The sequence below is a fragment of the Cupriavidus sp. GW823-FHT06D04 genome (assembly GCF_058795055.1).
This window is the reverse complement of the sequence record NZ_JBXAHL010000054.1, coordinates 25,740-37,155: the sequence shown is the minus strand read 5'-3', so window position 1 is coordinate 37,155 and position 11,416 is coordinate 25,740. Positions and strand designations below refer to the sequence as shown.

Annotated in this window: 11 protein-coding genes and 2 pseudogenes; 2 read left to right on the top strand and 11 right to left on the bottom strand. The window is 59.7% G+C overall.

Features of this window, described 5'->3' with window-relative positions:
• Positions 1 to 94: 94 nt before the first annotated feature.
• Positions 95 to 703: a plasmid pRiA4b ORF-3 family protein gene (locus AC1Q7H_RS36355; protein WP_153957139.1), complete on the bottom strand. Its 609-nt coding sequence runs from the start codon at positions 701 to 703 to the stop codon at positions 95 to 97.
• Positions 704 to 776: 73 nt separating this feature from the next.
• Between AC1Q7H_RS36355 and AC1Q7H_RS36350 the strand changes: the two are divergent.
• Together AC1Q7H_RS36350 and AC1Q7H_RS36345 are read left to right on the top strand one after the other, a co-directional pair.
• Positions 777 to 1,094 (top strand): annotated as a pseudogene (locus tag AC1Q7H_RS36350) (carboxymuconolactone decarboxylase family protein); the annotation flags it as partial.
• Between the two features lie 259 nt (positions 1,095 to 1,353).
• Positions 1,354 to 1,449, top strand: a pseudogene (locus tag AC1Q7H_RS36345) (glutathione S-transferase); the annotation flags it as partial.
• 272 nt (positions 1,450 to 1,721) lie between these two features.
• On the opposite strand, the gene AC1Q7H_RS36340 reads toward AC1Q7H_RS36345, so the two are convergent.
• The 10 genes from AC1Q7H_RS36340 to AC1Q7H_RS36295 form a co-directional block, all read right to left on the bottom strand.
• The gene (locus AC1Q7H_RS36340) at positions 1,722 to 2,303 is read right to left on the bottom strand and encodes an NADPH-dependent FMN reductase (protein ID WP_492382332.1); all 582 of its coding nucleotides are present in this window, start codon (positions 2,301 to 2,303) and stop codon (positions 1,722 to 1,724) included.
• Positions 2,304 to 2,328: 25 nt separating this feature from the next.
• Positions 2,329 to 2,823 carry a 4-hydroxylaminobenzoate lyase gene (locus AC1Q7H_RS36335; protein ID WP_492382331.1) on the bottom strand — a complete coding sequence of 165 codons (495 nt, stop codon included), beginning with the start codon at positions 2,821 to 2,823 and terminating at the stop codon, positions 2,329 to 2,331.
• A gap of 32 nt (positions 2,824 to 2,855) precedes the next feature.
• Positions 2,856 to 3,869, bottom strand: a complete 1,014-nt coding sequence (locus AC1Q7H_RS36330; RefSeq protein WP_492382330.1) for an amidohydrolase family protein — start codon at positions 3,867 to 3,869, stop codon at positions 2,856 to 2,858.
• A gap of 42 nt (positions 3,870 to 3,911) precedes the next feature.
• The gene (locus AC1Q7H_RS36325; RefSeq protein ID WP_492382329.1) at positions 3,912 to 4,679 is read right to left on the bottom strand and encodes a 2-keto-4-pentenoate hydratase; all 768 of its coding nucleotides are present in this window, start codon (positions 4,677 to 4,679) and stop codon (positions 3,912 to 3,914) included.
• Complete coding sequence (gene dmpG / locus AC1Q7H_RS36320; RefSeq protein WP_492382335.1) at positions 4,676 to 5,716, bottom strand: 4-hydroxy-2-oxovalerate aldolase; 1,041 nt, start codon at positions 5,714 to 5,716, stop codon at positions 4,676 to 4,678. The genes AC1Q7H_RS36325 and dmpG overlap by 4 nt, the downstream gene beginning before the upstream one ends.
• A gap of 11 nt (positions 5,717 to 5,727) precedes the next feature.
• Positions 5,728 to 6,666, bottom strand: a complete 939-nt coding sequence (locus tag AC1Q7H_RS36315) for an acetaldehyde dehydrogenase (acetylating) (protein ID WP_492382328.1) — start codon at positions 6,664 to 6,666, stop codon at positions 5,728 to 5,730.
• Positions 6,667 to 6,680: 14 nt separating this feature from the next.
• Complete coding sequence (locus AC1Q7H_RS36310) at positions 6,681 to 7,484, bottom strand: 2-keto-4-pentenoate hydratase (RefSeq protein ID WP_492382327.1); 804 nt, start codon at positions 7,482 to 7,484, stop codon at positions 6,681 to 6,683.
• Positions 7,485 to 7,486: 2 nt separating this feature from the next.
• Positions 7,487 to 8,977, bottom strand: a complete 1,491-nt coding sequence (locus AC1Q7H_RS36305; RefSeq protein WP_492382326.1) for a 2-hydroxymuconic semialdehyde dehydrogenase — start codon at positions 8,975 to 8,977, stop codon at positions 7,487 to 7,489.
• Between the two features lie 194 nt (positions 8,978 to 9,171).
• The gene (locus AC1Q7H_RS36300; RefSeq protein ID WP_492382325.1) at positions 9,172 to 10,257 is read right to left on the bottom strand and encodes a porin; all 1,086 of its coding nucleotides are present in this window, start codon (positions 10,255 to 10,257) and stop codon (positions 9,172 to 9,174) included.
• Positions 10,258 to 10,390: 133 nt separating this feature from the next.
• Positions 10,391 to 11,353, bottom strand: a complete 963-nt coding sequence (locus AC1Q7H_RS36295) for a LysR substrate-binding domain-containing protein (RefSeq protein WP_492382324.1) — start codon at positions 11,351 to 11,353, stop codon at positions 10,391 to 10,393.
• Positions 11,354 to 11,416: the final 63 nt, after the last annotated feature.

The following is an 11,416-nucleotide window of genomic DNA, read 5'->3' as shown; positions in this document are numbered from 1 at the left end:
GCATGATGTCTCCCCTGTGAGCCAAGCACGACACGCTGATTTTAAGCATCGGTTTGTCCTGTCTCATAGGATCTTGGAAGCTGCGGCGACCAGTCTACCCCTCGAGCTCTCGCAACCGATCGTTGACGATCTGACGGTCAAAGCGACGATCCAGCCAAGTCAGCCATCGGTCGACCTCATCGCGTAAGTCTTCCAGCACGATTGGCTCCTCGCGCAGCGACTCGAGCCAATCGAGGAACTCATACTCACTGCGTTCGTCCCTGGCCTCCAGATACCTCTCGATCCCACCTATGTCCTCTGGCGGGCAAGGCCCGCAACCCGCCACGCAACGTGGCAGCCGGCCAGGATGTTGCTGCAGCCTACGCCGCTCCACCCGTATCTCGTGGCGCCACCACGCGTTGAAGTCATACACATAGACGAAGCCTTCGTGTTCGCGGAGGCGAAACGCAGTCAGTGGCAGTTCGTTTGCCACGGTGGAGAACTCCAAGACGCCCTCATGAGCTTCGCCGTAACGCCTGCCACGAATGCTGAACGTGTGCAGATGTTCGCCCGCCCAGCCCATGACTATCTGGAGGACATTGTGCAATTGTCCGAGCGTCAAGTGCTCAGGAACGAGGACGCGTCGCCAAACCGGCGGGCTCAGGCCGCGCAGAGCAATTCGAAGTTGAAGGACGGAGATCGCCGGCCTAGGATCGGAAGCCATGCGCGCATTGTAGGTGCCTCATTGGCCTCTCGGCAGTGGTCCGGTGGTTTGCCCCCGTTTTGGCGCGGTCTCCGACTACTGCTTGACGGTTCACAGCTACACCGCCGAACACATGACGAAATTGCCCAGCGATGAAATCATTCTTGCTCGCAAAGGTCATGCTGCCGACCCGAAGCGGGACGCCGCCATTCAGTTCGCGCGCAAAGTCATCGAGACCCGCGGTAAGGTCAGTGAAGCTGATCTGCAGACCGTCCGCGTTGCCGGCTACTCGGATGCAAATGTGATGGAAATCGTTGCACTGGTCGCCACGGCTTCTCTGACGAACTTTTTCAATAACGTGTTTGATCCAGACAGGGACTTCCCTCCGGTAGCCCCTGCCGGATCGATCTGAGCTCGCGAACGTAACGTTCGAGCCCGAATGCGTCGCAAGAAAAGTTGTTGAGAGCGCATCCGGGCGGGAGCAGTTAATTTTCCGGAGGAAATGTGTCCCAGTGCTATCTTTCGCGGGCTTTCGTCGGCGCTGTTCACACTGGTGTTGCGTGCAGCGAGCGAATCCGAGCAAGCTCCGGAGGGACTGCTAACGATATACCGATTAGGGGGAGTTGGATGATGAAGGCCATTGGTGTGACGGACTGGTCTGCGAGGAAAAAATGACACTCGAACATCAGATTTTCGCGCGTTGGTCGGCGAAGTATCCTGATCGATTGCAACTCTTTTCTCTGCCGACGCCCAATGGGGTGAAGGTCATAGCGTTATACACATCTCAGCGCCGCACGGCGCCGGAGTGCGCGCCAGTATTCCCGATGCATCTGCGCGCGCTCGGCGTCGTCGGGCGAGCGGACCTTGAGCACGAGCAGCGTTCGAAGCGGCCGGTGCCCGCATCGGCTCCGCTGCCGATGCGCTCGGCGCCGAGCTGCCGTGCGCATCCTGCCTCAATCCGCTCAATTGCAGCGGGGCGGCCCCGCTGTGGCCGCGCCGACAGCATCAAGACGTCAGCGTGGCAAGACAGCCAACGCTCTCACTTGACAGCCAGCCGCTCAGCCGTGCGGCTCAATGCCACACCCACGCCGATAACTGCTTTCTCGGCGGCCTTGTCTTTCAGTCCGATCTCTCCTTCGAAAGCCTTGTGCGCGAGGCCAAGCGCAAACGCATCAGGAATCACCACTACGCCCAGTTTGTCCAACACCGTGCGCAAGGCCAGCTGCGAACGCAGGCCGCCCAGTTGTCCTGGTGAGGCAGAAACCAGTGCTGCCACTTTGCCTGCCAACAGCGTAACCCCCGAAGTGCCGTCCTCCTGTGGGCGGCTCACCCAGTCCAGCGCATTCTTCAGCGCCGCGGTATAGCCTCCGTTGAACTCGGGCGTCGCGATCAGCAGCGCGTCATGTTTGGCGAACTCCGCCTGCAAACGCCGAACTTCCCTGGGAACACCTTGATCGACCTCAAGGTCGCCGTCGTAGAGCGGCAACGCAAAGTCGGTCAATCGAATCGACGTGACGGTCGCGCCCGCATCTCGCGCGCCATTTGCCGCAATATCGAGCAGCTTCTGATTCAGTGAGCCGCGACGCGAACTGCCGCTCACCGCAAGAATTTTGATATTCACAACGACTCCTGTACAGGTCTCGAAGTTACTGGGCAGGCGGCGTACGGTATTCGATTTCGCCACCCGGCAGGAAATACATCATCAGGGCCTTTCCCTTGACGGTAGGAAAGTGTTCGCTCATCGGAGCGAAGACGCGCCACCCTGCACCATGCTCACAGAACTGTGCGCCCGGCTCCAGCGGAATGATCATGTTGATCTCGCCGCGAGTGTGACAGTGGTACTGGCCTTTCGCATCGCGAAGCAGTCCGCTTTCCACGCTCATCTCCGCCGTCTCATATCCGGGCTCGGCGAGCCGACCTCGGCGGTATGAGGCCCCATCGATTTCAACGTAGGCCGCCCAACCTTCCTCCACGCCCAATTTCAGCAGCCGGCACATCTCCTCGTACACCTCGGTATCCGCACCAAAGTGGTAGTTCAGGTACGCTTCGAGGTGCTCATCAAGTGGGCGTGAGCGTATTTCGTCGCACAGGCGACGAACCCACTGAAGCAACTCCTCCTTGTGTGGACCGTGCGGCAGCATCTGGCTCTCCTTATCTGACTGAATCATTCGCCTTAGCTCAATGCCTCGGGCAAATTGAAGAACTTGGCGGCATTGACACCAAGAATACGGCTTTTGGCCTGATCGCTCAGACCGTCGTGGTTCTCCACCAGGGAGCCAATTGTCTGCTCGCCAAGCGGATACGGATAGTCGGACCCCAGCAATACCCGTTCCTCCCCCATGACGTCGACCAGCAGACTGAGAGACTTCGCGTCAAAGACGGCGCTGTCCACAGAAAACCGGTCCACGTAGGACGACGGAAGGTTCGGGCAATCCTCACGCACGATGTCCCGCTGACGCCACGCGTTGTCGACACGTCCGAGCAGGAACGCAAAGCTCCCGCCACCGTGTGCAAAGCAAAGCTTCAGAGATCGCGGAATCCGCTCGAATGCGCCGGACAAGATCAGAGAAAGGATGCCGAGCTGGGTTTCTGCCGGCATGGCCACAAGCCACGGCAGCATCCACTTCTTCATCCGGCCATCCGTCATCATGTCCCAGGGATGCACCAGGACAGGGATGCGCTCGTCGGCACAATGGCGCAGGAACTGGATCAGCGCTTCGTCATCGAGGTTGCGCGGGCCAACGTGGTTGCCAATCTGGACACCGCAATGCCCCGACGCATGCGCGCGCGACGCTTCCCGGCATGCTAGATCGATATCCTGCAGTGGCACCTGCGCGAGAGCCTTCAGGCGATTCGGCGCTACCGAGCAGAGTTCAAGCGCCTTGTCGTTCATGCGTTGGGCCCACTGCGATGCCGCCTTCACACCATATCGATAGCCGAACATCACCGGCGTCGCGCACATCAACTGTACGTCGATCCTCTGTTCGTCCATCTGTTCGAGACGTCGTTTCGGGTCCCACAGGGGACGATTGACCGGGCGAAACGCTTGATCACCCAGCATAATCATGCCGGTTTCGCCATCGTCCGAGACTGCGAGCCAGGGAACATCCGACTGGTCGACCTGCGCAGCTTCTTCCCGCGAAATCGTTGGGAAAAAATGGGAGTGCATATCAATTCGCAATGTCATGGTGTCGCTATGCCTTCACTAGTCATGAGGCTAAAGAATCGTCTACAAGGCGGTCGTAAACTCGGCCTCGCCGATGCCGTTGACCAATGCTTGAACATGGCTACCCGGCACAAGCGGGTGTGCCGCAGTGGCGGCGCCTGCCATGATGAGCGATCCTGCCGGCAACACGGTCTCCGACTCGCTTACAAGCCGTGACGCCTCGACGACGGCACGAAGCGGGTGACCCAGAATGGCCGCAGTGGAACCAATCTGCACATCCCTGCCGTCCACGCGCATGAGTACGCCAGCATTGCTGAGGCTGTCAAAATTTCGCGCCCAGCTGCCGACGACGAGACCGGCACTGGAACAGTTGTCAGCCACTACGTCTTCAAGCGTGAAGCGAAAGTCCTGATATCGGGAATCGATGATCTCCATGGCGGGCGCGACGGCTTCAAGGTAGTCCTTCGCTTCGAGCGCCGTCAATGGTCGGTCAATCGCTTTTCGCGTCAGAAAGCAGACTTCTGGCTCGACGCGAGGATGGATAAAACGGCTCAGGTTGACGCTCCCGCCATCAACTTCAAGCATGGCATCCGTAAGCCATCCCCAGATCAGATCCGAAACACCCATCTGAATCATTTTGGCGCGGCTGGTGAACCCGAGTTTGATGCCGATGCGGCATTCACCGCGCTGCACGCGACGTTCGATCGATGTACGCTGAATACGATAAGCGTCATACACGGAAAAGGTGTCCACGGCTGTCAGCTGGTTGATCGCCACCGCATTCACCGCCGCATCGTCGACCAGACGCGCGGCGTTCTCGATATCAATCATCCTGCCCTCGCTTGTTGTTCATTGCGCTGGACGAGGTCAAGCGCGACGTCAACGATCATGTCCTCCTGACCGCCTACCATGTGCCGGCGGCCAAGCTCGACCAGAATGTCGAAAGCCGAAATGCCGTATTTCGCCGACGCCGCTTCTGCATGGCGCAGGAAGCTCGAGTAGACACCGGCATAGCCGAGCGCGAGCGTTTCGCGATCCACGCGCACCGGCCGCTCCTGGAGCGGCCGGACGATATCGTCTGCGACGTCGATCAGTTTCTTGACATCGCAGCCGTGCTTCAGCCCCATACGACCAACGGCAGCAATGAAGACCTCCAGCGGAGCGTTGCCCGCACCCGCACCCATGCCCGTCAGCGATGCATCCACGCGATCGCAGCCTTCCTGGACCGCGACCATGGAATTGGCGACACCAAGAGAGAGGTTGTGGTGTGCGTGCATACCCGTCTGAGTGGCAGGATCGAGCGATGCTTTCAGAGCGCGGAAACGCGCAGCCACGTCTCCCATGTTCAGTGCCCCACCAGAGTCAACGACATAAATACACTGTGCGCCGTAGCTCTCCATTAGCTTGGCCTGTTTGGCGAGATGTTCGGGCGTGGTCATGTGGCTCATCATCAGGAAGCCAACGGTGTCCATCCCGAGCGAACGCGCGTACTCGATATGCTGGCGCGAGATATCGGCTTCCGTGCAGTGCGTCGCCACGCGGACCACGCGTGCACCGGCCTCGTAGGCTTCCCGCAGGTCATGCACAGTACCGATACCCGGGATCAGGAGCGTTGCGACCTGTGCCTTCTTCACCGCACCGACCACTGCAGCGATCCACTCATAGTCGGTGTGCGCGCCCAGGCCATAGTTAAAGCTCGAGCCGGCAAGACCGTCACCGTGAGCCACTTCAATGCTGTCAACACCAGCCTCATCGAGCGCTTGCGCGACCTGAACGACCTGGTCCACGGTGTACTGATGCCGGATGGCGTGCATGCCATCCCGCAGCGTGACGTCGGAGACGTAGATCTTCTTCGTGTTCGCAGTCATCATCTTTTCCTTCAGGCTGCCAACCGCTTTGCCGCCATTTCATCCGCGGTGCGCAGAGCGGCAGACGTCATGATGTCGAGGTTCCCGGCATACGATGGCAAGTAGTGCGCCGCGCCCTCGACTTCGAGGAACACGCTCACCTTGAGACCGACGGACGGGGCGCTGGTCTTCAAAAAGCGCGCCGGCAACTCGACCCGATCGAACTGCACGGCCTGCTTCAGGCGATACCCGGGTACGTAGGTGGACACACGTTGCACCTGCGCGTGAATCGCGGCTTCGATCTGCGCCGTGTTCGCATCCTCATCCACAAGGCAATAGATCGTGTCGCGCATGAGCAGGGGTGGTTCGGCCGGGTTCAGAATGATGACGGCCTTGCCGACCGTAGCACCACCGATGATTTCAATGGCGCGCGACGTCGTCTCGGTGAACTCATCGATATTGGCGCGCGTGCCTGGACCAGCCGAGCGGCTGGAAATTGACGCAACGATCTCGCCGTAGTGGACGGCGGTCACATCGGAGACGGCGCGGACGATGGGAATCGTGGCCTGACCGCCGCACGTCACCATGTTGACGTTTGTCGAATCGAGATATGCGTCAAGATTAACGGACGGTACGACAAACGGTCCCAGTGCTGCTGGCGTGAGGTCGATGACTGTTACGCCGTGCTGGGCGAGAATCTCGGCGTGGCGTGCATGCGCACCGGCGGAAGTGGCATCGAAGGCAATCCGCACATCGCGGAACTCCGGCATTTCGACCAGGCCGTCGATGCCGCCGGCCGTCGTGGCCACGCCCAGACGTTCAGCGCGAGCAAGGCCGTCGGACGCGCGATCGATGCCGACCATGGCAGCCATCTTGAGATGCTTAGCGTGGCGCATCACCTTGATCATCAGATCGGTACCGATGTTGCCCGATCCGATGATCGCCACAGAAAACCTAGTCTTGTCGTTCACGATTGGAACTCCGATTACTTCGAGAAGACGGCGCGAACTTCGCCCAAGCCTTCGATCTTTGCGGAAAAAACATCCCCAGGCTGCACTGCGACCATGGGACCCAAAGCGCCAGTCAGCACAACATCGCCAGCCTGCAAGGGTTCGCCGACCCGAGCCATCATGTCTGCGAGCCACACGGCTGCATTCAGCGGATTGCCCAGGCATGCCGCGCCTGCGCCCACGCTCACCTGCTCGCCCTTGCGATCCATGACCATCCCGCAACGGACGAGGTCGAGGTCGTGAAGCTTTACGGGTCGCGTACCAAGTACGAAGAGTCCGCTGGACGCGTTGTCCGCCACGGTGTCGAACAGGCGGATATTCCAGTTCGCGATGCGGCTGCCGACGATCTCGATGGCCGGTAGTGCGTACGCCGTGGCGCCGACAATGTCGGCAATCGTGTGCCGCTTGTATGGCAGGTCATCATCGAGGACCAGGGCGATCTCTGCCTCAACCTTCGGTTGGTGCGTGCGAGCGAAGGGAATCTCCTCGCCGTCGCCGAAGGCCATGGTGTCCAGAAGCGTGCCGAAGTCCGGTGTGTCGACACCGAGCTGAGCCTGCACGATCTTCGAAGTCAGACCAATCTTGCGTCCAACAGAACGCGCACCGGCAGTCAATTGACGTTGGATATTGATCTGCTGAATGCGGTATGCATGCTCGAGAGCTACGCCTTCGATCCCTTCGATCGCATCGCGTACGGGGGATACGGGGCTGAACGGCTGGCCACCGTGGGCTCTCCATAGTGCGTCGGCAATGTCCTGCAGCGCTTGGTTGTTTTCCATGTTTAATCGACCCTCACGCAGATGTTGGTCAGCTCCGAATAGAAGTCCATCGAGTGGCGTCCACCCTCGCGTCCGACACCCGACAGCTTTGCACCACCGAACGGTGTGCGCAGATCCCGCGCATACCAGGCGTTCACCCAGACGATTCCGGTCTCGATTTGTTGCGCAACGCGGTGACCACGCGCCAGATGCGTGGTCCATACGCTGGCGGCCAGGCCATACTCGCTGTTGTTCACACGAGCCACCACCTCTTCCTCCGAATCAAACGGCGAGATGTGGCAGACAGGTCCGAACACTTCCTCGTTTACACACCGTGCGGTGTCCGGCAGTCCGGTCCAGATCGTCGGCTGGACGAAGGCACCGTTGTCGCAGTCGTCGCCAAACTTCGGCACATCGCCGCCTGTCACGACGGTGGCACCTTCTTCGACGGCAAGCTTGAAGTAGCTCAGCACCTTGTCGCGATGACCCTTGGAAATCATCGGTCCGGTGGTATTGCCGGACACATACGGCGATCCGATGCGCAGTTTCTCGGTACGGGCCTTCAGCTCCGAGACGAAGCGGTCGAAGATCGAACGCTCGACATAGACGCGCTCAGTACACATGCAAACCTGACCCGCGTTGGTGAAACTGGAGCGCAGAACGCCTTCAACCGCTGCTTCGAAATCGGAATCCGCGAAAACGACGGCTGCATTCTTGCCACCGAGCTCGAAGGACACGTTCTTTACACCGTCCGCCACGGCTTTCATGATCGTGCTGCCGGTCCTCGATTCGCCAGTGAACGTAATGGCGTCGATTTCCGCGTGCTTGGTCAGCCATTCCCCGGCGGCGTTCGGGCCATGACCGTGGATCAGGTTGAACGCGCCTTTGGGCAGCCCCGAGTCGCGGATGACCTCGGCTAGCAGCGTTGCGCTGGTTGGCGACTCCTCGGACGGCTTGGCCACTACCGAGTTGCCCATTGCCAGCGCCGGGGCTACCTTCCATGTCAGCAAGAGCAGCGGCAGATTCCATGGCGAGATCACGCCAACCACGCCCAGCGGCTTGCGCGTGACGTAGTTGAGCAGTTGCGTGCCGTCTGCGCCAACCGACTCGAAGCACTCGGTGTGCGCAGTGCTCACAAGATCGGCAAAGGTTCGGAAGTTCGAGATGCCGCGCGCGATATCGAGGGCCCTTGCCTGAGCGACGGGTCGACCAGTGTCAGCCACTTCCGCCGCCACGAACTCGTCGAAGCGAGCCTGAATGCCATCGGCAACACGATGCAAGGCTTCGGCTCGCTGTGCGGGGGTGTACTTCCGCCACGGTCCGTTCTGGGCCCGTCGGGCTGCTCGCACTGCAGCATCGACCGCTGCGGCATCCGCTTCGGCAACCTGTGAAAGTTCACGGCCATCGATCGGGCTAAGCTTCGGAAATGAACTGGTCGAATCGACAAATTCCCCGTCAATGAAATTGCGCAATTGCTCGGGCAATCTCTCTGCGATCTCTGCGTAGTAATCCATGAGCACTCCTGCAACTGGTAGTGATTGAAGTGTAGGAGTACCGGTTTGGCTTGAATAATCAAACCTTGAGCAGTTGATATAAGGACGTGGAATAACCAGCTCGCTTTCACACAGCAAGAAAAACGCCAAGGCATCCCTGGAGAAAAAGAGCCTTGGCGTGGGAATGCACCCCGAGGGGTGCGAGTCACCAAACGTCAGAAAATGTGCTTGATACCTACCGTCACACCGACCTGGTTGCCGCCGGCAGTAGGCGCTGCAGCCGCCGTGGCGCCGGAACTGACCGATAGCGCAAGCTGACCGCCGTTGTCGATGAAGCCGGCGGTCGTGTAGATGGTCGTGCGCTTCGAGAACGCGTAGTTGGCCCGCGCCGCATACAGCCATGCCTTGTTGGAACTGTTGTGATAGCGCAGATAGAGAAGCTCACCGTCGACGCTGAAAGCCGGCGTTACGGCGTACGACATGCCGCCGTACCAGAGGTCACTCCGCGGCGTCACCGCATTCCCATCATTGTCTCGACGAATCCATCCGCCGCCGATTTTCGCTTTGCCGATGTTGGTATAGCCGCTCAGGGAGAGACGATCATCTTTCATCCCGCTACTGGTCAAACCACCAGCAGCACCGGCGCCTCCGCGCAACGAGTCATAGGCCGCAAAAACACCCCAGTTGCTGGTGTCGTAGCCAACCAATGCTGACCATTCCCGACATGCATTGTGGTCGCCAGGGTTCTCGCCAGCGCACGGTGCTCCGGCCGGTGCAGCGTCGCGCCCGAAGCTGTAAGTTGCGCCGAGGGTGAGCCCACCGAACGTACCCTTGTAGGAGATGGCGTTGTCCGTACGCGGACTTGCCATGTAGCTGTCGAGCGACGAAGTGCCGAACGTATTCGGCCCAAGCATGTCCGAGTCAAGAGTTGCCCACAACAGCATGGTGTACTGGCGACCAAGCGCTACCTGTCCCCATGAGCCACTTAGTCCCACCCAGGCTTGTCGACCAAAAAGGCGACTGGCCTGGTTCGACAGACCAGAGTCGGGAGCGAAGCCCGACTCTAGTACGAATGCGGATTTCAACCCACCGCCCAGGTCTTCTGTGCCCCGCAGACCCCAGCGCGAAGGTACCGTCCCTGAAAGATTGTTCATCCTCGCCAGCCCATGGTGGTCGGCACCGACGCGATTCACATACTCGACGCCGGTATCGACCACGCCGTACAGCGTGACGGACTGTGCAAAGGCGAAGGTCGGCGCGATCGCGAAACTCGCGCAAATTACTTTACTAGGCTTCTTCACTTCTTCTCCTTCTTCGCATGTAGCTGAATTTGGCTCCGGTACTGCAAAAAAACAGGCAAAGCGATACCCTTCCAGCCTGCCTGGAACAGCATCTAAGGTTTGTTTGCGCGGTACTGCTGGGAGAATGTGGGCGTCAGCTGACCTCGTCGCGTCCGGAGACCTCCCTCAGACACTCGATAAAGACCTCACACGCACGTGTGAGGTCCTTATTGGCGCGAACCGAGTACCCTACCGTCCCGAAGGCACCCAGTTCTGGAATAGAAAGCGTTCGCAGCAGGCCGGCTTGGACAAATTGCCGGGCCGCTACGCGGGGCATGACTGCGATTCGATTGGTGGTAAGAAGCAGACCAAGGTTGGTCAGTACCGACATTGACTCCACCAGATCGCGAGGCAGATCAATACCGGCGTCCCGGAACATGCGCTCCACTGAGTAGCGCAACGGTGAATCCGGCGTCGGCAAGATCCAGGGAAGTTGATCCAGTTCGTGCAATGAAGTGACAGACTGCCCCACGGCATCGTTTGCGCTACCGACCACAACTTCAAGCGAGTCCTCGAAGAGTGCCTGATGGGCAAGCGGGAAAGCCGCTGCGATCGGCAACTCCCGCTCCGGCAGGCGCCCGACGACTATGTCGACTTCGCCCGTCGCCAAGGCCGGGAAAAGCTGAGCGGTTGGCCCTTCGCGCACCGTGACGATAACGTTCGGGGCGCGCTCCTTCAGCGTGGCGATGGTCGAAGGCAACAGGTGAGCGGAAGCGGCAATCATGGTGCCGACGATCACCCTACCAGCCGTTCCAAAACGAAACTGATCGAGTTCCTCCGTCATGTACCGGAACTCCGCGAGGAGCGACTTCACGCGGCGGGCCAGAAGAACGCCCAGCTCGGTCGGAACTACCCCGCGGTTAGATCGGGCAAACAGGGCGCCATCCACTCCCGCTTCAAGCTCCTGAATGATCTTGGTCACGGCCGGTTGAGTCAGGCCCATGTCGTTGGCAGCGTGAAGGAGTGACCCCGTCTCGATGACACGATCGAAGACCAGCAACTGACTCAGTTTCAGGTTCCGGCTCAGTCGGATTTGCGTCAGCGGATGAATGTGCATGGCATGACCACCTCAAAAGAATCCGACAGCAGACTGCCCTCAATCATCGGGACTGCAAAAAGT

Coding starts and splice junctions, on each gene's coding strand:
- AC1Q7H_RS36355 (WP_153957139.1), bottom strand. CDS start 703: ATGGCTTCCGATCCTAGGCCGGCGATCTCCGTCCTTCAACTTCGAATT.
- AC1Q7H_RS36330 (WP_492382330.1), bottom strand. CDS start 3,869: ATGACATTGCGAATTGATATGCACTCCCATTTTTTCCCAACGATTTCG.
- AC1Q7H_RS36325 (WP_492382329.1), bottom strand. CDS start 4,679: ATGATTGATATCGAGAACGCCGCGCGTCTGGTCGACGATGCGGCGGTG.
- AC1Q7H_RS36310 (WP_492382327.1), bottom strand. CDS start 7,484: ATGGAAAACAACCAAGCGCTGCAGGACATTGCCGACGCACTATGGAGA.
- dmpG (WP_492382335.1), bottom strand. CDS start 5,716: ATGACTGCGAACACGAAGAAGATCTACGTCTCCGACGTCACGCTGCGG.
- AC1Q7H_RS36295 (WP_492382324.1), bottom strand. CDS start 11,353: ATGCACATTCATCCGCTGACGCAAATCCGACTGAGCCGGAACCTGAAA.
- AC1Q7H_RS36335 (WP_492382331.1), bottom strand. CDS start 2,823: ATGCTGCCGCACGGTCCACACAAGGAGGAGTTGCTTCAGTGGGTTCGT.
- AC1Q7H_RS36305 (WP_492382326.1), bottom strand. CDS start 8,977: ATGGATTACTACGCAGAGATCGCAGAGAGATTGCCCGAGCAATTGCGC.